Source organism: Testudinibacter sp. TW-1 (assembly GCF_050613185.1).
In the GTDB taxonomy this organism is placed as follows: Bacteria; Pseudomonadota; Gammaproteobacteria; order Enterobacterales; family Pasteurellaceae; genus Chelonobacter.
Genome location: NZ_CP192511.1, coordinates 862,530 through 885,297, shown reverse-complemented (window position 1 = coordinate 885,297; position 22,768 = coordinate 862,530). Strand labels below are relative to the sequence as shown.

Annotated in this window: 20 protein-coding genes; 15 read left to right on the top strand and 5 right to left on the bottom strand. The window is 49.1% G+C overall.

All coding sequences use genetic code 11. The features are described 5' to 3' along the window. Positions 1-24: 24 nt before the first annotated feature. From ACQ31U_RS04410 to ACQ31U_RS04340, 15 genes are all read left to right on the top strand, one after another. Positions 25-1,536 (top strand): sugar ABC transporter ATP-binding protein, encoded by a 1,512-nt coding sequence (locus ACQ31U_RS04410; RefSeq protein WP_431053874.1) that lies wholly within the window; start codon positions 25-27, stop codon positions 1,534-1,536. After that, complete coding sequence (locus ACQ31U_RS04405) at positions 1,533-2,489, top strand: ABC transporter permease (RefSeq protein WP_431053873.1); 957 nt, start codon at positions 1,533-1,535, stop codon at positions 2,487-2,489. The genes ACQ31U_RS04410 and ACQ31U_RS04405 overlap by 4 nt, the downstream gene beginning before the upstream one ends. Continuing rightward, positions 2,486-3,430 carry a tagatose kinase gene (locus ACQ31U_RS04400; protein ID WP_431053872.1) on the top strand — a complete coding sequence of 315 codons (945 nt, stop codon included), beginning with the start codon at positions 2,486-2,488 and terminating at the stop codon, positions 3,428-3,430. The genes ACQ31U_RS04405 and ACQ31U_RS04400 overlap by 4 nt, the downstream gene beginning before the upstream one ends. Further along, the gene (locus ACQ31U_RS04395) at positions 3,423-4,454 is read left to right on the top strand and encodes a LacI family DNA-binding transcriptional regulator (protein ID WP_431053871.1); all 1,032 of its coding nucleotides are present in this window, start codon (positions 3,423-3,425) and stop codon (positions 4,452-4,454) included. Before ACQ31U_RS04400 ends, ACQ31U_RS04395 begins: the two co-directional genes overlap by 8 nt. A 121-nt stretch (positions 4,455-4,575) precedes the next feature. Beyond that, positions 4,576-5,328 (top strand): DeoR/GlpR family DNA-binding transcription regulator, encoded by a 753-nt coding sequence (locus ACQ31U_RS04390; protein WP_431053870.1) that lies wholly within the window; start codon positions 4,576-4,578, stop codon positions 5,326-5,328. A gap of 240 nt (positions 5,329-5,568) precedes the next feature. Next, the gene (fucI, locus tag ACQ31U_RS04385) at positions 5,569-7,335 is read left to right on the top strand and encodes an L-fucose isomerase (RefSeq protein WP_431053869.1); all 1,767 of its coding nucleotides are present in this window, start codon (positions 5,569-5,571) and stop codon (positions 7,333-7,335) included. A gap of 130 nt (positions 7,336-7,465) precedes the next feature. Continuing rightward, positions 7,466-8,956: an L-fuculokinase gene (fucK, locus tag ACQ31U_RS04380; protein WP_431053868.1), complete on the top strand. Its 1,491-nt coding sequence runs from the start codon at positions 7,466-7,468 to the stop codon at positions 8,954-8,956. Positions 8,957-8,968: 12 nt separating this feature from the next. After that, positions 8,969-9,421 carry an L-fucose mutarotase gene (gene fucU / locus ACQ31U_RS04375; RefSeq protein WP_431053867.1) on the top strand — a complete coding sequence of 151 codons (453 nt, stop codon included), beginning with the start codon at positions 8,969-8,971 and terminating at the stop codon, positions 9,419-9,421. A gap of 34 nt (positions 9,422-9,455) precedes the next feature. Further along, the gene (locus tag ACQ31U_RS04370; protein WP_431053866.1) at positions 9,456-10,103 is read left to right on the top strand and encodes an L-fuculose-phosphate aldolase; all 648 of its coding nucleotides are present in this window, start codon (positions 9,456-9,458) and stop codon (positions 10,101-10,103) included. 31 nt (positions 10,104-10,134) lie between these two features. Next, complete coding sequence (locus ACQ31U_RS04365) at positions 10,135-11,670, top strand: sugar ABC transporter ATP-binding protein (protein WP_431053865.1); 1,536 nt, start codon at positions 10,135-10,137, stop codon at positions 11,668-11,670. Positions 11,671-11,685: 15 nt separating this feature from the next. Continuing rightward, positions 11,686-12,675, top strand: a complete 990-nt coding sequence (locus ACQ31U_RS04360) for an ABC transporter permease (RefSeq protein ID WP_431053864.1) — start codon at positions 11,686-11,688, stop codon at positions 12,673-12,675. 93 nt (positions 12,676-12,768) lie between these two features. Next, positions 12,769-13,722, top strand: coding sequence for an ABC transporter substrate-binding protein (locus ACQ31U_RS04355; RefSeq protein ID WP_431053863.1), 954 nt, complete (start codon positions 12,769-12,771; stop codon positions 13,720-13,722). Between the two features lie 293 nt (positions 13,723-14,015). Further along, on the top strand, positions 14,016-15,167 hold the full coding sequence (gene fucO, locus ACQ31U_RS04350; RefSeq protein ID WP_431053862.1) for a lactaldehyde reductase: 1,152 nt from the start codon (positions 14,016-14,018) through the stop codon (positions 15,165-15,167). Positions 15,168-15,430: 263 nt separating this feature from the next. Further along, positions 15,431-16,765, top strand: a complete 1,335-nt coding sequence (locus tag ACQ31U_RS04345; RefSeq protein WP_431053861.1) for an alpha-L-fucosidase — start codon at positions 15,431-15,433, stop codon at positions 16,763-16,765. 12 nt (positions 16,766-16,777) lie between these two features. Beyond that, positions 16,778-18,097, top strand: a complete 1,320-nt coding sequence (locus ACQ31U_RS04340) for a PTS sugar transporter subunit IIC (RefSeq protein WP_431053860.1) — start codon at positions 16,778-16,780, stop codon at positions 18,095-18,097. A 65-nt stretch (positions 18,098-18,162) separates the two neighbouring features. Here the strand turns inward: ACQ31U_RS04340 and purT are convergent, their stop codons facing one another. The 5 genes from purT to ACQ31U_RS04315 form a co-directional block, all read right to left on the bottom strand. Further along, positions 18,163-19,344: a formate-dependent phosphoribosylglycinamide formyltransferase gene (gene purT / locus ACQ31U_RS04335; protein ID WP_431053859.1), complete on the bottom strand. Its 1,182-nt coding sequence runs from the start codon at positions 19,342-19,344 to the stop codon at positions 18,163-18,165. A gap of 64 nt (positions 19,345-19,408) precedes the next feature. Further along, positions 19,409-19,909 (bottom strand): S-ribosylhomocysteine lyase, encoded by a 501-nt coding sequence (gene luxS / locus ACQ31U_RS04330; protein ID WP_431053858.1) that lies wholly within the window; start codon positions 19,907-19,909, stop codon positions 19,409-19,411. Between the two features lie 190 nt (positions 19,910-20,099). Then, positions 20,100-21,671, bottom strand: a complete 1,572-nt coding sequence (gene gshA / locus ACQ31U_RS04325) for a glutamate--cysteine ligase (protein ID WP_431053857.1) — start codon at positions 21,669-21,671, stop codon at positions 20,100-20,102. 12 nt (positions 21,672-21,683) lie between these two features. Continuing rightward, a complete protein-coding gene (locus ACQ31U_RS04320; protein WP_431053856.1) occupies positions 21,684-22,151 on the bottom strand; it encodes a YqaA family protein in 468 nt (155 codons plus the stop codon). A 9-nt stretch (positions 22,152-22,160) separates the two neighbouring features. Continuing rightward, on the bottom strand, positions 22,161-22,760 hold the full coding sequence (locus ACQ31U_RS04315; RefSeq protein ID WP_431054277.1) for a beta-phosphoglucomutase family hydrolase: 600 nt from the start codon (positions 22,758-22,760) through the stop codon (positions 22,161-22,163). Positions 22,761-22,768 lie beyond the last annotated feature (8 nt).

The window sequence follows — 22,768 nt, the reverse complement described above, 5'->3', positions numbered from 1 at the left end:
GACAAGTGCGTAAGGACGGGGTGTATGATCGATCAGAATGATATTGTACTGGCGTTAAATGGAATTGATAAATCCTTTGGGGCTATTCATGCATTAAACAATATGAATTTGACGGTTCGGCGTGGACGTGTACATACCTTATTGGGTGAAAATGGTGCGGGCAAATCCACCTTGATGAAAATTTTGGTGGGTGTTTATCAAGCCGATTCGGGCGAAATGTTGTTAAACGGTGAGAACTATCAACCCAAATCTCCGCAAGATGCGGCTAATTCAGGATTATCCATCGTTTTTCAAGAGTTGAGTTTAACCAATAACTTAACCGTCGCACAGAATATTTATGCCAATCACGAACTTTCTCGTTTTGGTTTTATCAATGATCGTAAAATTGAAGAACAAGCCATTGCACTGATTGATTCGTTAGGCTTGCCGATCCATGTTGGGGCAAAAGTTGGCGATCTCTCCATCGCGCAACGGCAATTAGTTGAAATTGCGAAAGGCTTGAGCCGTCCTTCCGACATTATTATTCTTGATGAACCCACCTCTTCCTTATCCGATTCCGAAGCAGAAATTTTATTCTCGATTATTGATAAGCTGACGCAATCTGGAAAAGCGGTAATTTATATTTCTCATCGAATGGAAGAAATCATGCGCTTATCTGATGATATTACCGTCATGCGTGACGGGGAATATGTTCAGACCGTGTTAAAAACAGCAACGACGATTGATCAGCTGATCGCGCTGATGGTTGGTCGCCGTATGGATCAGATCTATCCTCCGCCGCTGACCAAAATGTTTAGCGATTCTACCAATCCCGTCTTAGAAGTCAAAAATCTAAGCGTAAGCAATAAAGTGAATGATGTCAGCTTTGACTTAAAACGCGGTGAAATTTTGGGTTTTTTCGGCTTAGTCGGGGCAGGGCGATCCGATGTGATGAAAGCATTATTCGGCGTGCTTGCTTATCAAGGGGAAGTCTATTTGAATGGCAAATTGGTTCATATCAATCATGTTGATGTGGCAATTCATCACGGCATTGCATTTGTAACCGAAAATCGTAAAGAGGAAGGCTTGGTTTTGTCCGCTTCTGTTCGACACAACACTACGATGGCGGCGTTACCGCACTTTTCATTCAAGTGCGGTTGGCTAAATCATGCCGGTGAAGCCTATGCGGTGAAAAATGCAATTCAACAATTAGCGATCCGCACGCCATCGGGTGAAGTTGCGGCGAATACCTTATCAGGAGGCAACCAGCAGAAGGTCGTTTTGGCTAAATGGCTGACAACGCAACCGCAGATCCTGATTTTAGATGAACCGACCAGAGGTGTTGATGTCGGGGCTAAATTTGAAATTTATAATATCATCAGGCAATTAGCCGCTAGCGGAACGGCAATTTTATTAGTTTCTTCAGAGTTGCCCGAAATTTTGGGGCTGTCTGATCGTATCGTTGTGATGGCAGGGAAACGTATTCAAACTATTGCCGCGGCAAGTTCATTAAATCCACAGCAAATTATGGCGGCAGCAACGGGGCAAATGCTATGACAAAACACGATCGTTTAATGCAGTATTTACGCCAACTGGGCGGTATTTTTCTTTCGCTTATCGTGTTGAGCGTATTTTTCTCTTTTGCCAATCATCGTTTTATGTCATTGGCAAATTTTATGAATATCCTGCAACAAGTCTCCGTTGTGGCGATTGCCGCGTTTGGTATGACATGGGTTATTTTGCTGGGGGAAATTGATCTCTCAATCGGCTCAATCATTGCCGTGAGCGGTATGGTTGGGGCGCAAGTGTTGGCATTGGATTATGGCTTAATTCCCGCTTTGTTGGTGACATTATTTGCCGGAGCGGTGATGGGATTTATCAATGGCGCATTGACGGCAAAATTGGCATTGCCTTCGTTTATTGTGACGGTGGCAACCATGGGCATTTACCGTGGAATGGTCAGCTTGCCGACCAATGGCGCGCCGCAGATGATAACCAATGACAGTTGGACAGCAATCGGCAATGAATCTTGGTTTGGGATTCCGATTGTGATTTGGATTTTACTCATCTTATTCTTAATTAATCATATTGTACTTTCGCGTACCGTTTTTGGTCGCAAGGCTTATCTCACCGGTGGAAATATTGAAGCCGCACAATATTCAGGCATTGCAACGGCAAAAGTGAAAATCTGGATTTTTACATTATCCGGCTTGATGGCGGCAATTTCCGGTATTTTGTTGTCATCGCGCTTATATTCGGCACAAACCAATGCCGGCATGGGATATGAACTTGATGCGATTGCGGCGGCGGTGCTGGGCGGAACCAGTCTTGCCGGTGGGGTCGGCACGATGATTGGCACCTTAGTCGGGGCTTTGATTATCGGTATTTTGAATAACGGCATGAATATGATGTCGGTGCCTTATTTTTACCAATTAATTGTGAAAGGTATCGTGATTTTAATTGCGGTATGGCTTGATGTGCGATCCAAGAAAAAGCGGAGCAAAGCATGAAACATAAAGTATTAACCATTGGCGAAATTTTAGTTGAAATTGTGGCAACCACGAAAGGAAACGGTTTTTTAGAAACTCAGCCGTTACTTGGTCCGTTTCCATCGGGTGCTCCCGCAATTTTTATCGATCAAGTCGGAAAATTAGGAGTGCCTTGTGCCATTATTTCACGTGTCGGCAATGATGATTTTGGTCGCTTAAATCTCAATCGTTTGCAACAAGATAATGTGGATATTCAAGGGATTTCCATTACGCAAGATAGACCAACCGGCAGTGCGTTTGTGCGTTACCGAGAAGATGGCAATCGCAATTTTGTATTTAATATTGCGCATAGTGCCTGTGGCGAATTAGATGATAATCCGCAAATTGCTCGATTATTGCAGGAGTGCAGTCATTTACATTTGATGGGAACCGCACTTTCTTCGCCGGGACTGCGTACGATGGCATTAAAAGCCATGCAAGAGATTAAAGCACGTGGCGGTACACTCTCTTTTGACCCGAATTTAAGGGCGGAAATTATGACGGAAAAATTGCAAGTTGATCTGGAAACGGTATTAAAGCACACTGATCTGTTTTTACCGTCAGGCGAAGAACTCTTTCTCTGTTCTCAAACCCGTGATGAAATAACGGCGATTAACGAGTTGTTTGCTATCGGCATTAAAGAAATTGTATTAAAACGCGGGAAAGCAGGCGCAAGTTATTTCACCCAAGGTAAACAGATCGATATTGCTCCTCATCAGGTCGAAGAATTGGATCCGACCGGTGCCGGTGATAGTTTCGGCGGTGCATTTATCAGTTATTGGATTAAGGGTTCTTCTGCGGAAGAGGCATTACGTTATGCCAATGCCGCCGGCGCAAGAGCGGTCACTTACCTTGGTCCAATGGAAGGCACATCAACACGTTCAGAATTAGAGGCTTTTTTACAAGAAAGAATAAATGGATAAAAACAAATCGCTTTCGTCAATCAACACCATGCAACAGCTTGCGGCTTATGTCGGCTTGTCACGGCAAACCTTATCGAAATATTTTAATGATCCGCAACAGGTAAGCGCACAGGCGCAACAATTAATTCAAACGGCTATCGAAGAAACCGGATTTCGCCCTAATTTATTTGCCAGCAATCTAAAACGGAATAAAAGCCGGGTCATCGGGATTATTATTCCGAGTATCACCGATCCGTTTTATATGCAGCTGGTTTCAAGAATCTCAGAAATGGCGGAAATCGCCGGTTATTTTACTTTTACTTTGCCGTCGAATGGTAAACAGAGCATTGAAGCGGAAGCGGTCGCAAAATTAAAATCCATGAATGTTGCCGGTGCATTTGTTGTCCCGTTGGGAAAATCTTCAGTACAGAGTAAATTGCGTCATATGGAAGATAGCTTGCCGATAGTTTATCTGGATACGCCACCGGCACATTATGCACCGTTTATCGGCACGGATAATCAGCAAGGGATCACATTATTGGTAGATTATTTATGCCAAAAAGGAACGCCGCCGGCTTTTTTGGCCATGCCGGAAATTAATCGCAATGCGAATACCCGTTTGCAGGCTTATTACACTGCAATGGAAAAAAATAAACAAAGTCCGTTTGTTTTGACGGCGAACGGCACTGACTGGCAATTTGAAACATACGGACATCAGCAAACCGCACTTTGGTTAGCAAGTGAGAAGTGCAAAACCTATCAGGCGTTACTTTGTGCCAACGATCGTTTAGCCTATGGCGCATTACTTGCTGCTTGGGAAAGAAAATTGCAAATCGGTAGCGCGCGCGGGCAATTTAAAATCGCCGGACATGACGATCATCCATTAGCAGCCTATACTTGCCCGCCATTGACCACTGCAGCACAACATTATGATGTTATGGCAAAAACAGCGGTAGATACGCTGTTAAATCTAATGGAAAATAAATCACTAACGTTTGTACAACAGTTAATTCCGATGACATTAGTCGAAAGACAATCGGCTTAAAGGGCAAACTATTCTAGATAGCGATATTGAGTGAAATTGAAAACCTTCTACCAATCCCCCTCAATACCCCCTATAATCAAATTGCCCGATTTGACCGATTTTTAATAATGGAAAATTAATCATGAAAGAGAGAGAACGTTTTATTCTGGAGCAGTTGAGTAAGCTGGGGAAGGTGGATGTGAATCAGTTGGCGCTGGAGTTGATGGTGTCGTTGGAGACCGTGCGGCGTGATTTGGGCAAGCTGGATCGCAAAGGGTTGTTGCACCGTACCCATGGCGGTGCTGTGGGCTTGAAGGCGAAGGACTTAGGGCGGTCTTTTCAGAATCGGCAAAAAAGCAACTCTGACGCCAAGCGGTTGATTGCGGAAAGTGCGGTGGAATATGTGTTTGAAAATGTGGTAATCGGGCTTGATGCCAGCACCACCAGTTGGTATTTTGCGCAGGCAATGCCGGATATCCCCTGCACCGTTGTCACCAATGCCATGCATAATATCAATGCATTAGCGACGAAAAGTAATATTAAAACCATTGCGACCGGTGGGGTGTATTCGGCGAAATACGATGCGTTTTACGGCCCGTTATCGGAACAGCTATTGCAACGTTTGCATATCGACATCGGAATTTTTTCCTGTATCGGGGTGGATAACGGTGGCTCGGTGTGGGAGTCAAACGAATTGAATGCGTCGGTCAAACGCAAGATTATGGCGGCTTCCGAAAAGAAATTTTTACTGGTGGATAATACAAAATTAGGGCGCAAAAGTCTGATGAAAATTTGTGATTTGTCGCAAATTGATATTCTGTTTTGTGATGAATTGCCGCAGGGTGAGCTGGCAACGTATTGTGAGCGGCAGAATTTATTGGTTATCACGCCTTAATCCTCTCTTTTTTTCCATTGTATGAAATGCCCGATTTGACCGTTTTAAGTGATTTAAATTTAAATCGGGCATTTTTTACCGCATTTTTTTCTCTTATTTGAGGCTTTTTCGTGATTTTTATCACGAAATCGTACTGTTTTTAAACAAACTGCTTTTCAAGCCGATCATTTCTCTTGAAGATAGATTTCAGAAAAGTCTGAAAAATGTCCATTCTACTTCATGATTAAGAGGAACGGTAAGATGAGTTTAGCAAAATCCCAAGCAGTGAAAATCGGTATTCGTCCGACGATTGACGGTCGTCGTTTAGGTGTACGCGAATCATTGGAAGATCAAACCATGGCAATGGCGCAGTCGGTCGCTGCGTTGCTGTCCAGCCAAGTGCGACACCCTGACGGCAGTTTTGTCGAGTGTGTGATTGCCGACAGTTGTATCGGCGGCGTGGCGGAAGCGGCGGCTTGTGCGGAAAAATTCAAACTGAATAATGTCGGCGTGGTGCTGACGGTCACACCATGTTGGTGTTATGGTTCGGAAACCATTGATATGGATCCGCATATGCCGAAAGCGATTTGGGGCTTTAACGGCACGGAGCGCCCGGGGGCGGTCTATTTGGCGGCGGCGTTGGCGGGGCATTCGCAAATGGGCTTGCCGGCGTTTTCGATTTACGGCACAGAAGTGCAAGAAGCCGGAGACACCACTATTCCGCAAGACGTGCAGGAAAAACTGTTGCGTTTTGCGCGCGCCGGTCTGACCGTTGCCAATATCCGCGGCAAGTCTTATCTCTCGATCGGTGCGGTGTCAATGGGGATTGCCGGTTCTATCGTCAATCAATCGTTCTTCCAAGACTATCTCGGTATGCGCAATGAATATGTGGATATGACCGAAATCAAACGCCGTTTGGATCGCCAAATTTACGATCAGCAAGAAGTCGATTTAGCCGTAAGCTGGGTGAAACAATATTGCCAAGAAGGAATTGATGTCAACACGCCTGAACATCAGCGCAATGCGGAGCAACGAGCCGAACTGTGGGAAAACGTGGTCAAAATGGCGATTATCACCCGTGATTTAATGGTCGGCAATCCAAAACTTGCCAAGTTGAATTACGGTGAAGAAGCGTTGGGACACAATGCGATTGCCGCCGGTTTCCAAGGACAGCGCCACTGGACGGATCACCTGCCGAACGGCGATTTTATGGAAGCGATTCTCAACTCCACCTACGACTGGAACGGCGTGCGCCCGCCGTATATTCTCGCCACCGAAAACGATTCATTGAATGCAGTCTGTATGCTGTTCGGCAATCAATTGACCGGGCAAGCGCAAATCTTTGCCGATGTGCGCACCTACTGGAGCGAAGACGCGGTGGAACGCGTGACCGGTTTCCGTCCTGAAAGCGGTTTTATCCATCTGATTAACTCCGGTTCGGCGGCATTGGACGGCACGGGGCAACACCAAGACAAAGACGGCAAGCCGGTGATAAAACCGGCATGGGAAGTGCGCGAAGCAGACGGCAAACGCTGTTTGGAAAACACCCGTTGGTGTCCGGCGGTGCACGAATATTTCCGTGGCGGCGGCTATTCGTCGCAATACCTGACCAAAGGCGGCATGCCGTTCACCATGACGCGGATCAACATCATCAAAGGGATCGGACCAGTGCTGCAAATTGCCGAAGGTTGGTCTATCGATCTGCCGCCGGCAGTGCATGAAACCCTGAATAAACGCACCAATGAAACGTGGCCGACCACTTGGTTTGTACCACGCTTAACCGGCAAAGGCGCATTCACCGATGTCTATTCGGTGATGGCGAATTGGGGGGCGAACCATTGCGTGGCGACTTTCGGCCACGTCGGCGCAGACTTCATCACCCTTGCCTCGATGTTGCGGATTCCGGTGTGTATGCATAACGTGGAAGATCAACAAATCTTCCGTCCAAGCACTTGGAGCGCATTCGGCATGGATAAAGAAGGGCAGGATTACCGCGCCTGTGCCAACTTCGGCCCGCTGTACCGCTAATTCATAACCTAACACAAGGGCGGCAACCGATGTCGCCCGAGAGATTCAAAGTGCGGTTTTGACAACCGCGCTTTCCCGAAACGGATTGTCCTGAAGCGAATTCCTGCTGTGAACAGGAAGGGGGAGCTTTATGCCTATTGTTCTGATTTTTGACTGCGGCGCAACCAACACGCGCACCATTGCCTTAAATGAAAAAGGCAAGATTTTGGCGGCGCACCATATTGCCAGCGCAACCAAAAGCGGGGCGGAATCGGCGGAATATCATATCTGGGATTTTGCCGAAATCTGCGACAAGCTGGCAGAGTGCGCGCGGCATGTGGTGGTGCAACTCAGTCATCAACATTATGATATTCAAGAAATTATCGGCATTTCCGTAACCACTTTCGGCGTGGACGGCGCGCCCTTTGATCGCGACGGCAAGCAGATTTATCCGATTATTTCATGGAAATGTCCGCGCACCATTCCGATTATGCAAAACCTTGCGGATTACCTCGATGTGGAACAGCTTTATACCCGTAACGGCATTGGGCTGTACAGTTTCAACACCCTGTTTAAGTTGTTGTGGTTAAAAGAAAACCAGCCTGATATCTATCGGCGCATGGATAAATTTGTCTTCATCTCCTCCATGCTGACCCACTGGCTGAGCGGCGTGTTCAGCACCGATAAAACCATGGCCGGCACGTCGATGTTGACCGATCTGCAAAGCGGCGGTTGGGATTCGCAAACCTTATCGCTGTTAGATCTGAATGCCGGACATTTTCCGCCGATGGTGGAAGCCGGTGAGGCGGTTGGCGAACTGCGTGCGGAAATTGCCCATGAAATGGGGTTGCCGAGTGGTATCCCGGTGATCTCTTGCGGACATGATACCCAATTTGCGATTTTCGGTTCAGGGGCGAAACCGAATCAGCCGGTGCTCAGTTCCGGCACATGGGAAATTTTGATGGCGCGCACCGCCAAAGCCGAACCGCACTTTGACTTAATTCATCAAGGTTTAACCACCGAATTTGATGCCAAAACCGGCTACTTCACTCCCGGTGTGCAGTGGTTGGGGTCGGGCGTATTGGAATGGGTCGGCAACCGCTTTTATGCCGACGTGCTGAACACGCCGCACTACTACGAAACCATGATCAGCGAAGCGGAACAGGTTGAGGTCGGCGCGGGCGGAATCGAGTGGCACGGTAATTTCAACAATGCGGAAGATTTCGCCCACCGCGGCAGGATCGGCGGTTTGTCGTTGCACAGCGAACGCGGGCAGATTTACCGTGCGGCATTGGAATATATGGCATATCAGCTCAAGTGCGGTTTGCAGACCCTACAGCAAGTCAGTCGGTTTGAGGCAAGCAGCTTGATTTGTGTCGGCGGCGGCTCGAAAAACCGCCTGTGGAATCAAATCCGCGCCGATGTGTTGGGCTTGCCGATTGAAATTGTCGATGTGGCGGAAGCCACCGTATTGGGCGCGGCAATGTTCACCTTCGCCGGTGCGCAATATTACCAAAGCATTGAAGTGGCGCAACGGCAAATGCAGCCGCAGCGCAAGGTTGTGCAGCCGTCACCGGACAGTGCGGCGTATCAAGTGCGGTTGCAGGCTTACCAGCAGCATATGGCAACGATTAACCCATAAGGAACGATGATTATGTTAAAAGGCATTCACCCGGCAATTTCGCCGGAACTGTTAAAAACCTTGGCGGAAATGGGACACGGCGATGAAATCGTGCTATGCGACGCGCACTTTCCGGCACATCAGCTCCATCACCGCGTGATCCGTGCCGACGGCATTGACGTGGCAACGCTGCTGACGGCAATCAGCCCGCTGTTTGAATACGATCAATATGTTGAAACCCCGTTGGTTATGATGCAGGCGGTCGAGGGCGACAGCCTTGATCCGAGTGTCGAAGCACGCTATCGCGCTGCGATTGAAAGTGCGGTCGGCAGTTGCCCGAATCTCAGCCGCATTGACCGTTTCGCATTTTATGATCGGGCTGAAATGGCGTATGCGGTGGTGGTGAGCGGCGAATTGGCAAAATACGGCAATATTATTTTGAAAAAAGGGGTTACGTCGATTGCGCCGATTGCAGCGATCGCATAGCCGACACAGATTTTAAATTAGTTAAGGATAACATATGAACAGACAAGCTCTCTCCCGAGAAATTATCGACACCTGCTTGGAGATGACCCGTTTAGGGCTGAACCAAGGCACGGCGGGCAATGTCAGCGTGCGTTACAACGGCGGTATGCTCATCACCCCGACCGGCACGCCCTATGAATTATTGACCGAAGATTCGATCGTGTTTGTCGATGCCGACGGGCATTACGACGCCGGTAAATTGCCGTCGAGCGAATGGCGGTTTCACCATGCGGTGTATCAAGCGCGCCCTGATTTGAATGCGGTGGTGCATAACCATTCGCTGAATTGTTCGGCGGTGTCGATTTTGGGCAAAGACATTCCGGCAATTCACTACATGATCGCCGTCGGCGGCACAAACCGTATTCCGTGTGTGCCTTATGCCACTTTCGGCACACCGAAACTGGCGGAATATGTGCAGGACGGGATTAAACAGAGCAAAGCGATTTTATTACAGCACCACGGTTTGATCGCCGCCGAGAAAAATCTGAAAAAAGCCTTATGGCTGGCGCATGAGGTGGAAGTGCTGGCAACCTGGTATCTGCGCTTGTTGGCGATTAGCGATAATGTGCCGGTGCTGCCGGACGAGGAAATCGAAGTGGTGTTGGGCAAATTCAGCACCTACGGCTTACGCATTGAAGAATAACTTAAGTGGAATAACTTAGGCAGGAGGGAACATGGAAAATCCATCGCAAGCAGCGCCACTGCTGTCCATGACCAACATCAGCAAATCTTTTGGGGCGGTGCAAGCCCTGAAAGACGTTCATCTTCAGCTGCGCAAAGGCGAAGTACACGCCTTAATGGGCGAAAACGGCGCAGGCAAATCCACCTTGATGAAATGCCTGATCGGGGTGTATCACCCCGAAGTGGGCGACATTGTGTATAAAGGCAAAAAAGTGCGGTTTGAATCGGTGTTGGAGGCACAGAAAAACGGTATCAGCATGATCTTCCAAGAGCTGAACCTGATACCGCACTTGACCGTTGCCGAGAACATCTTTTTTGCGCGCGAGCCGCTGAAACACGGCTTGGTGGATAAACGCAAAATGAACCGTGATTCGGCGGAATTGCTGTCAATGTTTGATATTGATGTTGCCCCGACCGACATTGTCAATACGCTGTCGGTGGCGAAACAGCAAATGGTGGAAATAGCCAAAGCGTTGTCGTTTGATGTGGAAGTGTTGATTATGGACGAACCCACCTCCGCCCTGACCGAAAAAGAGATTGATCGCCTGTTTGAGTTGGTACACCGCCTGAAAAGCAAAGGGGTGTGTATCGTGTATATCTCGCACCGCATGGAAGAACTGCAACGGATTTGCGATCACATCACCATTTTCCGCGACGGCACTTATGTTTCCAACCACCGTTTTGCGGAAATCACCATGGATCAGATTATCACCAAAATGGTCGGGCGCTCGTTGGATAACCATTTCCCGCCAAAAACCGCACTTATCGAAGATGAGATTATTCTGTCGGTGATGAATGCCGAACGTTACGGCGTATTTAAACCGCTCAATTTTGACTTGCGCCGTGGCGAAATTCTGGGGATCACCGGCTTGGTCGGGGCAAAACGCACCGAATTGGCACGTTCGATTTTCGGCGCTGATCCGCTGGATAAAGGCGAGATTTTTGTCCATCACAAAAAAGTGTCGATCAAAAGCCCTGCCGATTCGATTAAGGCGGGAATCGCCTATCTGTCGGAAGACCGCAAACTCAACGGTATCGCGGTGCGCATGTGTATCCGTGAAAACATTACCATGGCGGCAATGGATAAAGTGTGCAGCGAGTTGGGCGTGATTTCGCACGATGCCGAAGTCAACGCGGCGGATACCTTCGTCAAAAAAATGGAGATCAAAACCCCGACGGTCGAGCAGTTGGTGAATAACCTCAGCGGCGGCAACCAACAAAAAGTGGTGATCGGCAAATGGCTGTTCCGCGACGCGACGGTGATGATTTTCGACGAACCGACGCGCGGGATTGACGTCGGTGCGAAATATGCGATTTATCAACTGTTGGACGAACTTGCCGCTAACGGCGTGGGCGTGATTGTGATCTCGTCGGAGCTGCCGGAAGTGTTGGGGGTGTCCGATCGGATTATTGTAATGCGTGAGGGGCAGATGACCGGCATGTTGGAAACCAAACAAACCGATCAGGAAGAAATTATGCAGTATGCCACCGGCGTGAAAAATATGTTTGCCAGAGACTATGTTCGTTAAAAATGGGGTGATGTGATGAACGATAAACAAAAAGATCTATTAAGAAAACTTGCCTCGTTGGCAGGCTTATTACTGCTGGTGCTGGCATTCACTGTCAGCAATGATTACTTCTTTACGCTGAACAATATCATGACCATCGGGCTGCAAACCTCGACCATCGCCTTGATCGGGATTGGCGCGACCTGTGTCATTTTGACCGGCGGGATTGATTTGAGCACCGGCTCGGTGGTGGCGCTTTCCGGCGTGGCGGCGGCAATGTTCGTCAACGGCGGACTGCCGGTGCCGATCGGTATGATCGCCGGGATTTTGGTCGGCGGCGTGTGTGGCTACGCCAACGGCATTATGGTGACCAAAATGAAACTGCCGCCGTTTATCGCCACGTTGGGTATGATGATGGTGGCGCGCGGGGTGGCGCTGTATGTAACCAACGCTGCGCCGGTGTCCGGTATGCCGGAATCGTTCTCTTATCTCGGCAACGGGGCGCTGTTGCGCATGGTGGAAGAAGGGCCTAACGGCTTGCCGCTGGTGACGTTCCCGGGCATTCCGTATCCGGTGATTATCATGATCGTCATTGCGATTATGTTCACCTTCGCGCTCAGTAAATTACGGGTCGGACGCTATATCTACGCCATCGGTTCTAACGAAGAAGCGGCGCGTTTATCGGGGATTAAAACCAATCAGGTGAAAAACTATGCCTATATCGCCAGCGGTTTGTTGTCGGGCTTGGCGGGGGTGATTCTCGCCTCGCGCTTGGTGACGGCACAACCGAACGGCGGCGTGGCGTATGAGCTGGACGCGATCGCCAGTGCGGTGGTCGGCGGTACATCGCTGATGGGCGGGGTCGGCACGATTCCGGGCACGTTAATCGGTTCGTTTATTATCGGGGTGTTGCGTAACGGTTTGAATATGAATGGCGTTTCAGCCTTTATCCAACAAATTATTATCGGTCTGGTGATTATCGTCACGGTGTCGATTGATCAATTAAGACAAAGCAAAAAGAAATAGCGTGGCAGCACATCGCCAGCTTGGATTTACCACAAGCAGTTCCATTTAAACGCCGTCCATAAAACGGTCTATCATTCCAACAAGGAGCACATTATGAAAAAATTCGCAGTCGCAGCATTGGCAACTTTAGTCGGGTTCTCTGCCTTAATCAGCTCTCCGGTGATGGCAAAATCCAGCGAAATCGCGGTTATTGTCAAAACCGCCAACGCCAACTTTTGGCAAAACGTAAACAAAGGCGCACAGGACGCAGGAAAAGATATTGGCGGACAATACAATATTTCGTTCCAAGGTCCGCAAGCGGAAACCGCAATCGACGAACAAGTGAACATGGTGAACAACGCCGTCAACCGCGGTGTGGCAGGGATTGTGCTTGCGGCGTCCGACCCCGACGCGTTAGTGCCGGCGGTGAAAGCGGCTTACGAACGCGGTATTCCGGTGGTGATGATCGACTCCGGTATCAACAGTGACGGCAAATATTATCAATCTTTCCTAGCCACCGATAATCGTGCCGCCGGAAAACTCGCCGCCGAAAAACTGCTGGAGAAAAACGGCACGAAAGGCAAAGTGGCGGTGATGTCGTTCACTCCGGGGGCTGCCAGTGCGATTGAGCGTACCGGCGGTTTCGTCGATGAAATTAAGAAAAATACCGATATCACCATGGTCGGGCCGTTTTATTCCCAATCCGATATGGTGACCGCACTTAACCAAACCATCGACGTATTGACCTCACACCCGGATTTGACCGCGATTTTCGGCGCGAACGAACCGACTGCGGTCGGCATGGCGCGTGCGATTAAAGAGCGTGGTTATGCCGGTAAATTGGTGGCGGTCGGCTTTGACGGCAACCAAGACCTGCAAAACTTCGTGCGTGACGGCACATTGGAAGGCATTGTGGTGCAATCGTCTTACCAAATGGGCTACAAAGGCGTTACCGCGATTAAAGACGTGATCGACGGTAAGAAAATCGAAAAATTCATCGACACCGGTGTGGTTTTCGTGACCAAAGACAATATTGATTCCGACGAAGCGAAAGACGTGCTGTATTAATTTTATTGGGAATAAGGGGCTGGCGAAATCCAGCTTCAGTATGCTTTATGTTATCGAGGAATTTGATTCGGTAATGTAGGGGCGGATGATATATCCGCCCGTTTACGAAGCTCGATATAAGTATTTAATTAGCATTGAAAAATACAAAGTGCGATTCGGGCGGATATATCATCCGCCCCTACTTTTTCGATGAAATATAACGAGAGAGTTCTTATTTTTATTCGATAATTCAATAACATTGATTATTTAAAAATACTATTTGGAATTCATTCACTTACTATGAGGTATCTGTTATGGCAAATCGTATCATCTTGAACGAAACCAGCTATCACGGCAAAGGCGCAATCGAGCATATTGTGCCGGAAGCGCTCAGCCGCGGTTTCACGAAGGCGTTGGTGGTGACCGACCAAGATTTAATCAAATTCGGCGTGGCGCAAAAAGTGACCGCACTTTTGGATCAAGCCGGCTTAAGCTACACCATTTTCGACCGGGTGAAAGCCAATCCGAGTGTGGATATTATCAAACAAGGCGTGGCGGCATTTAAACAAGCAGGGGCGGATTACTTGATCGCTATCGGCGGCGGCTCACCGATTGACACTGCCAAAGCAATCGGGATTATCATTAATAACCCGGAATTTGCCGACGTGGTTTCGCTGGAGGGGGTTGCGCCGACCAATAAAAAATGCGTGCCGATTATCGCCGTGCCGACCACCGCCGGCACAGCCGCAGAGGTCACCATTAACTATGTGATTACCGACGAAGAACACAAACGCAAATTTGTCTGTGTTGATGTGCATGACGTGCCGACTGTCGCCGTGGTCGATCCGGATATGATGGCAAGCATGCCGAAAGGCTTGACCGCCGCCACCGGCATGGACGCGCTCACCCACGCTATCGAGGGCTACACCACCAAAGGCGCATGGGAACTGACCGACGCACTGCACCTGAAAGCAATTGAACTGATCGCCAAATCGTTGCGCGGCGCGGTCAATAACGAAGCCGCCGGCAGAGAGGGCATGGCATTAGGGCAATACGTCGCCGGCATGGGCTTCTCCAATGTCGGTTTGGGCGTGGTGCACGGCATGGCGCACCCGTTGTCCGCCTACTACGACACCCCGCACGGTATTGCCAATGCAGTCTTGTTGCCGTATGTGATGGAATTTAACCAAGCCGACACCGGCGAAAAATACCGTGAAATCGCCCGTGCCATGGGGGTGAAAAACGTGGACGGCATGAGCCAAAGCGAATACCGCCTCGCGGCGATTAATGCGGTCAAACAATTGTCGAAAGAGGTCGGCATTCCGCAAAAACTGTCTGAAATCGGCGTATTGGAAAGCGACCTGACCGCACTTTCCATCGATGCCTTCAATGATGTCTGTACCGGCGGCAACCCGCGCCAATGCACCCCGGAATTGATTTTAGCAGTGTATAAAACCGCGTTTTGAGATTAATGCGGCAACCGCAAAACGGATACTGAAAAGTGTCCGTTTTTTGTTTTAGCGCCCATTTTCCTGCCTGAAATTACCGTATGCGTGCAAATTCGGTCATATTTCGTTTACATAATCATGAAGAAAACAGGCTATTTCAGTGATACCTATCACAGAATGCTTCCTAGCTGTTAATAAAATAATTATTTCACTTGTTTGGTTGGTGAAATGTTGTTTTTATATAAATGCTGTTTTTTATTTAATGATAATAAGGAGGACATATGATAACGCAATGTAATACAACTTATTCAGCAACGTGGGAATCGGTAAAAACACATCCGTTGCCCGATTGGTATGATGATTATAAATTCGGTATTTTTATCCATTGGGGAATTTATTCCGTTCCTGCTTTTGCGCCGCTCACTTGGGAATTAGGTGAAGTGGATATTGATGAACAATGGTTTTGTAATAATCCTTATGCCGAGTGGTATTTCAATTCAATTAATGTTAAGCGTGGCCCGACCTATGAACATCATGTGAAAACCTATGGCGAAGCATTTGCGTATCGTGATTTTTTGCCGCTATGGAAAGCGGAAAAATGGCAACCGACCGCGTGGGCGGAATTATTTAAACAAGCCGGCGCAAAATATGTGGTGCTCACCACTAAACATCATGACGGTTTTTGTTTATTCCCGAGCCGTTATACCGATTACCATTGTCTGAATTACGGGCCGAAACGGGATATTCTCGGCGAACTGAAAAATGCGGTCGAAGATGTCGGCTTAAAAATGGGCGCGTATTATTCCGGTGTGATCGACTGGACTTACTCTTCAGCACCGATTTTTACCGAAAGCCAAAATATGTCGAATGCCAGTCCGACTTACGCTTATGCGGATTATGCGTTTAATCAGGTATTGGAACTGATCGATAATTATCAGCCGTCGGTATTATGGAATGATATCGGCTGGCCGAAACAAGGGGAGCATATGCTGCCGACCCTATTTTCCCATTATTACAATCGTGTGGCCGATGGTGTGGTGGACGACCGTTGGAACGGCTTGTGGTGCGACTTTACCTCGAAAGAATACAAACACGGTGAAGCCTCGCGCCAGCGTAAATGGGAGATGTGCCGCGGCTTGGGCTTATCTTTCGGTTATAATCAAAATGAACATGATGACGATTTAATTTCGGTGAAAAAATTGGTTTCGCTATTAGTGGAAGTGGTGGCGAATAACGGCAATTTATTGCTGAATGTCGGGCCAAAAGCCGACGGCACAATTCCAAGCGGACAAGTCGAACGGCTGCAGGGGTTGGGCGAATGGTTGCAGACCAATGGCGAAGGGATCTACGGCAGCCGCTGTAGTCGGCGCGAATCTTACCCGAAGCATGAATTAACCTTCCATTTCACTCGCAAAAATCAAGATTTATATTGTTTTGTTGACGGTTTGCATGAAGGGGAAAATCAGTTCGGTTTGCCTTGCCAAACGGAAGTGGTCGCGCTGAATCCGGCAGTCGAATTTTCACAATGTGTTGTGCAGGGAGAAGTGAATATTACACTCAAAAATTATCAAGCGGATTGGCATGTGGTCTGTTTTAAAGCCGTTCAGGGCGAATAATCAGGAGGAATCATGACTACATTTAGCCAAAAAATGATCACCTATATGGATCGCTACGTCACGCCGACGGCACAACGTTTGGAAAAACAACCGCATATTTCTGCGATTCGTGACGGTTTCATCGTGGTGCTGCCGTTTTTGATTGTCGGTAGTTTTATTATGATTTTACTGATTCCGCCGTTTGATCAAAACACCACCAACAGTTTTGGTATGGCATGGTGGCGGTTTGCCACTTGGGCGAGCGATTACGGTTGGACGTTTTTCCAAATGTCGTTTAATGCCATTTCGCTGTTCACCTCGGCCAGTATCGCCTACAACCTTGCCAAAGCCTATCGGCGCGAGCCGTTGCCGGCGGCGTTTTTATCGGTGATGACCTTTTTGTTGATTGCGGCACCGGTTAAAGACGGTGCAATGGACATTAAATTTTTCGGCGGTATCGGGCTATTCTCGGCGATTTTTGTCGCCATTTACACCGTAGAAGTGACCCGTTTGCTGGAATATTTAAATATCCGCATTCGCTTGCCGAAAGAAGTGCCAAGTGCGGTTGCCGAATCGCTGAATATTGTGATTCCTATTTTGGCGATGTTGGTTACTATTTTCCCGTTTTCAATTTATATCGAACACGCGATGGGCGTCACCATTCCGCAGTTAATCATGGATTATATGGCGCCGTTGATTAAAGTGAGTGATTCCCTTGGGGCGATTATACTGTTCGTATTTGCGACTCACTTGCTTTGGTTTTTGGGGATTAACGGTTCACTCGTGTTAATGCAATTGTGGACACCGTTTCTACTGCAAAATATGGCGGCAAATTTAGCCGCATTGCAGGCAGGCGAGCCGCTACCGTTTATCGTGACCAATTCGTTTTGGGATTTTTATATTGTACACGGCGCGTCCGGCGGGGTGATAGCGCTTGCCTTTTTATTGGTTCGCAGCCGTTCTGCCCATTTGCGTTCGATCGGCAAAATCGGCTTAGTCCCGTCCTTTTTCTCTATTGGCGAGCCGATTGTCTATGGCGTACCGATGGTGGTCAATCCGCTGTTCTTTATTCCGCTGATTTTTGCGCCGATGGCAAATGCGGTGATCGCCTATTTGATTTTGGATTTTGACTTGATTCATCGGGTCTATCTGATGGCACCGTGGACAACCCCTGCCCCGATCGGCGCTTATTTAGTCTCCGGCGGTGATGTTTGGGCACCGGTTTTAAGTATCGGATTAATTATTCTGGATATTTTCATCTATTATCCGTTCTTTAAAGCTTATGAGCGAGAGTGTGTGAAGCGAGAGCAAGAGAAGGATCGAGAATTGGCTCAGCAGCAACAGCCCGTTTAATTATCTTTTTCCATTTAATACAAAGCCACCGCAACGGTGGCTTTGTCAGTGATAAATTATCCGTTTTATAATTCAATGTTGAGTTGCCGATAAGCCCGTCTGGCTTTTTCCAGCGCGGTTTCCACGCTTTCGTCTCGCGCTAAAACAACCCCTAAACGGCGGTGGCCGTTCACTTCGCCTTTGCCGAACAGGCGTAGGTTGGTGTTGGCTTCGGCTAGGACTTGCTCTAAATTGCCGAACCGCACTTGGCTTGATTTGCCTTCGACCACAATCGCTTTGGAGGCGGACGGGCTGAACAACTCAATATTCGGAATCGGTAAGCCGAGAATCGCGCGCGCATGCAGGGCAAATTCGGACAGTTCCTGTGAAATCAGGGTGACCATGCCGGTGTCGTGCGGGCGGGGGGAAACTTCGTTGAAAATCACCTCGTCGCCGCAAACAAACATTTCCACCCCGAAAATACCGCGTCCGCCTAAACCGGCGGTGATTTTGCCGGCAATCGCTTCCGCTTTGGCAAGTGCGGTCGGCGACATCGCTTGCGGCTGCCACGATTCGCGGTAGTCGCCGTCGATTTGGGTGTGTCCGATTGGCGGTAAGAAAGTGGTGCCGTGGATGTGGCGCACGGTCAGCAAGGTGATTTCATAATCGAATTTAACGAAGCCCTCGACAATCACCCGTCCGCCGCCGGCGCGCCCGCCCTGTTGCGCATAATCCCATGCCGTTTGTAATTGTTCCGTTGATTTAATCACGCTTTGCCCATGGCCGGAGGAACTCATAATCGGTTTTACCACGCACGGCACGCCAATTTCCGCTACCGCACTTGCAAAATCGGCATAGTTATCGACAAAACGGTAGTTTGAGGTCGGCAAGCCCAGTTCTTCGGCGGCAAGGCGGCGGATTCCCTCGCGGTTCATGGTTAAGCTCGTCGCTTTGGCAGTCGGGATCACGTTAAAGCCCTGTTGCTCCAATTCCAGCAACGTCGCGGTGGCAATCGCCTCCACTTCCGGCACGATATAATCCGGTTGCTCTTTTTCCACCAAGGCTTTCAGCGCGTCGCCGTCCAACATCGAAATAGTGTAGGCGCGGTGCGCCACTTGTTGCGCCGGGGCGTTTGCGTAGCGATCCACCGCAATCACTTCCACGCCCAAGCGTTGCAGTTCAATCACCACTTCTTTGCCGAGTTCGCCGGCGCCTAACATCATCACTTTGGTGGCGGAAGGGGTTAATGGGGTTCCGATAGTGGTCATGGCACTTCCTTTTTCATTTCGCAAATAAACAAAAACCGAGCGCAACGGCTCGGTCTTGATCAAATTAAATCAGGTTTAAATCCAGGGTTAAATCGTCATTTTTATTAATGCCTATTTTGCGCGCTAAAATATGACGGGCAATATCCTGTGCTTCTTGCAGCGAATGGTCGGTGTAAGTGCCGCATTGGTATTTGTTCAATTCGGGAATATCATTTTGGCTTTGTACCTTCAGTACATCTTCCATCGAGGCAAGCCATGCGTCGGCGACTTGCTTTTCCGTCGGGGTGCCGATCAGGCTCATATAAAAACCGGTGCGGCAGCCCATCGGCGAGATGTCGATGATTTCCACTTGATCGCCGTTGAGGTGATCGCGCATAAAACCGGCAAACAGATGTTCCAAGGTGTGCACGCCTTTCATCGGCATAATTTCCAGATTCGGGCGGCAGAACCGCAGGTCAAACACGGTGATGTCATCGCCTTTCGGGGTGCGCATACTCTTTGCCACGCGCACTGCCGGGGCGTTCATTTTAGTATGGTCAACGGTAAAACTGTCCAGTAACGGCATATTTTTTCCTTTTTCGTTTTAATTTAAAAAATTTTCTGATTACGGTGAACTTTCCGTTCGTTGCTCGGTCTTATTATACAAGCAACCTGCAGTTGTTTTCTAATAATTAAGTTGGTTCCTTAGGTTATTTACGCTCTCATTCGAGAGCGTTTTTTTTTGCCCGCGCTTATGCCGGCTTCGTTATGCAGGCTTAGCCGCTGTTTTGCTGTGCCAGATAGCAATCAAAATCGAGCGTGTCCGCCTGTTCGATGGCGTGCTGCCGTGCCAGTGAATCTTGCGCGATTTGTACCAATTGTTGTTGATTTAAAGTGCGGTAAGGCTGCGATAAAAGCTGTTGTTTAAACTTTTCCGCCTGCTGATCGGCAAAGTGCCCGATACCTTGGCGTAGGCAATCCGTTAAGACTTGTGCCGATAAGGTGAATTCCGGATCGGCAAAAGCACGGCGCAGATCTTGGCAAATCTGCACATACCCCTGTTCTTGCCCGACGCAATCCACGACTTCCGCCAGTTGCAGCAAATCATCGACTATCCGTTCGCCCATGGCTTGCAACGAATATTGGCTACTGTCGCAGCCGACGCCGATGGTTTGCCCCGGCTGCCGTCCTGCCAGAATCACTTTATTCCAGTTTTTACGGCAACACAGCTGTTCCGAATCACCCAACGGTTCGGCTTCCGCCAATTCGCACCATAACATAAACAGATCGAGGAAATAAATTTGCCGTTCGCTGATCCCGATCGCCGCATACGGATTGACGTCGAGGGAACGCACTTCCACATATTGAATCCCGGCACGTTCCAAAGCGGCGACTGCTCTTTCACCGGCTTGTGTCACCCGCTTCGGACGGATTTGCGCATAGAATTCGGCTTCGATTTGCAGCACATTGGCGTTGAGTTGGTGATATTTTTTACCGTCCGTCCATTGCCGTTGTTCGATGTGTGCAAAGTGCGGTTCCGGGCGACGGGTGGCGGCGCGCAATGCGCGGGTGTATTGGTTTAATTCATTGTAATTAATGCCTAAATTGGCTTGGGTGTTGGTGGTGTAGCCTAAATCGCTTAAACGCAGCGAGGTGGCATACGGCAGGTATAAAAAGCCGTGCGGCGAACGTTCAAACTCGATATCGGTTTTTCGCCCTTGTAAAAAACAGCTGCAAATTGCCGGCGAAGCGCCGAACAGATAGGGGATTATCCAGCCGTAGCGCAGGTAGTTACGAATGATATTCAGATAGCGCGCCGATAACCGCACTTGCTGTTCGTGCTCACTTAATTCGCCGAAACGTGCCTGCCAATAATTTTGATCAAAGGAAAAATTATAGTGGATGCCGGCGATAGTTTGCATTAATGCGCCGTAACGGTTCTTCAAGCCTTCGCGATACAGGGTTTTGAATTGCCCGAGATTCGAGCTGCCGTATTGCGCCAAGATAATATCGCTTTCATCATTGATAAAACAGGGCATACTCATCGGCCAAAACCGCTCTTGCCCCATTTTTTCCAAGGCGAAGCGGTGCAAGTCGTGCAAAAAATCGGTTAACTCACCGGCTTTTTCCCGCACCGGGGTGACGAACTCCAACAGGCTTTCGGCAAAATCGGTGGTGATCCACGGATGGCATAATGCCGAGCCCAAGTGGGCGGGGTGCGGGGTGAGTGCCAGATGGTTGTCCGGCAGGAAACGCAAGGTTTCCCGTTCCAAACCCCGTTTGAAATGTTGTACTGCCTGCGGATGTTGCTTCAACCAGGCAAGTGCGGTATCCAGTTTTGGTAACACAATAACATCCTCTTAAAAGGCACTCAGACCGATCAATAGCAAATAGCGTAAGCCTTTGCCCAAGGTAATCAGTAGTAATGCCGTGATCCAATGTAACCGTAGCCAACCTGCGGCTATGCAGAGCAGGTCGCCGATGAACGGCAACCAACTGAAGAGCAAGCTGAGGCTGCCGTAACGCGCGAACAGACGCAGTCCTTGCCGTTGGCGGCGGTTGAGCTGTTGCCATTCCGGCACGGCAACCATGCGTCCGATGGCATAACTGGTCATGCCGCCGAGTGCGTTGCCTAGGGTTGCCGCCAACCAGAGCCAAAAAATCTCGCTCGGCTGGCTAAAACTCTGCAGCAGTAACAAGCCGCTAAACACCACTTCCGAGTTGCCGGGCAATAGCGTGGCGCTCAAAAAAGCGCTGGCGAACATCAGTAACCACTGGTTTTGTAACGCCCAATCGGGCAAAACCGTCAACAACCAATCGGCGAGCATATGCGGTGATTATGCCTTTAACAGCCGGTTATCACGCACGTCAAACACATCCATTCCGGCGGCGTGCGCCGCTTCGATTCCAAAATCCCCGTCTTCGAACACCAAATTTTGCGTCGCTTCGACCCCGATTAATTCGGCACAACGTAAAAAGGTATCCGGCGCCGGCTTGTGTGCGGCGACATCGTCGGAGGTGACGGCAATGGCAAAATAGCGGCGTAATTCAAATTTTTCCATTAACAGATCGGTCATCAGCCGATGGGCGCCGGTGCCGAGTGCCATTGGAACTTTACCATGGAAAGCCTGCACAATCGCGAAAGATGGCAGCAAAGTAGCTCGTTCTAACACCAGTTTCATTCCTAATTCGCGTTTTTTCAAGGTGACTTCTTCCAACATACTCATCGGCATGCCGCCCTCACGCATAATCGCTTCGGCAATGGTGTAAGTAGGGGCGCCGCTCAGTTGGTACATCAGTTTGCCGTTTAAGGCGTAGCCGAAATAGTCGCCGGTTTGGCGCCACGCTTCTTCATGGGCCGGCATGGTGTCGATCAGCGTGCCGTCCATATCGAAAATTAAGCCTTGATAACCTCGGATAATTGCCGGGTCGAGAATCAACTTGC

Bases quoted from the DNA above. Each gene is read 5' to 3' on its own strand.
- ACQ31U_RS04410 (WP_431053874.1), top strand. From the start codon at position 25: ATGATCGATCAGAATGATATTGTACTGGCGTTAAATGGAATTGATAAA.
- ACQ31U_RS04405 (WP_431053873.1), top strand. From the start codon at position 1,533: ATGACAAAACACGATCGTTTAATGCAGTATTTACGCCAACTGGGCGGT.
- ACQ31U_RS04400 (WP_431053872.1), top strand. From the start codon at position 2,486: ATGAAACATAAAGTATTAACCATTGGCGAAATTTTAGTTGAAATTGTG.
- ACQ31U_RS04395 (WP_431053871.1), top strand. From the start codon at position 3,423: ATGGATAAAAACAAATCGCTTTCGTCAATCAACACCATGCAACAGCTT.
- ACQ31U_RS04390 (WP_431053870.1), top strand. From the start codon at position 4,576: ATGAAAGAGAGAGAACGTTTTATTCTGGAGCAGTTGAGTAAGCTGGGG.
- fucI (WP_431053869.1), top strand. From the start codon at position 5,569: ATGAGTTTAGCAAAATCCCAAGCAGTGAAAATCGGTATTCGTCCGACG.
- fucK (WP_431053868.1), top strand. From the start codon at position 7,466: ATGCCTATTGTTCTGATTTTTGACTGCGGCGCAACCAACACGCGCACC.
- fucU (WP_431053867.1), top strand. From the start codon at position 8,969: ATGTTAAAAGGCATTCACCCGGCAATTTCGCCGGAACTGTTAAAAACC.
- ACQ31U_RS04370 (WP_431053866.1), top strand. From the start codon at position 9,456: ATGAACAGACAAGCTCTCTCCCGAGAAATTATCGACACCTGCTTGGAG.
- ACQ31U_RS04365 (WP_431053865.1), top strand. From the start codon at position 10,135: ATGGAAAATCCATCGCAAGCAGCGCCACTGCTGTCCATGACCAACATC.
- ACQ31U_RS04360 (WP_431053864.1), top strand. From the start codon at position 11,686: ATGAACGATAAACAAAAAGATCTATTAAGAAAACTTGCCTCGTTGGCA.
- ACQ31U_RS04355 (WP_431053863.1), top strand. From the start codon at position 12,769: ATGAAAAAATTCGCAGTCGCAGCATTGGCAACTTTAGTCGGGTTCTCT.
- fucO (WP_431053862.1), top strand. From the start codon at position 14,016: ATGGCAAATCGTATCATCTTGAACGAAACCAGCTATCACGGCAAAGGC.
- ACQ31U_RS04345 (WP_431053861.1), top strand. From the start codon at position 15,431: ATGATAACGCAATGTAATACAACTTATTCAGCAACGTGGGAATCGGTA.
- ACQ31U_RS04340 (WP_431053860.1), top strand. From the start codon at position 16,778: ATGACTACATTTAGCCAAAAAATGATCACCTATATGGATCGCTACGTC.
- purT (WP_431053859.1), bottom strand. From the start codon at position 19,344: ATGACCACTATCGGAACCCCATTAACCCCTTCCGCCACCAAAGTGATG.
- luxS (WP_431053858.1), bottom strand. From the start codon at position 19,909: ATGCCGTTACTGGACAGTTTTACCGTTGACCATACTAAAATGAACGCC.
- ACQ31U_RS04320 (WP_431053856.1), bottom strand. From the start codon at position 22,151: ATGCTCGCCGATTGGTTGTTGACGGTTTTGCCCGATTGGGCGTTACAA.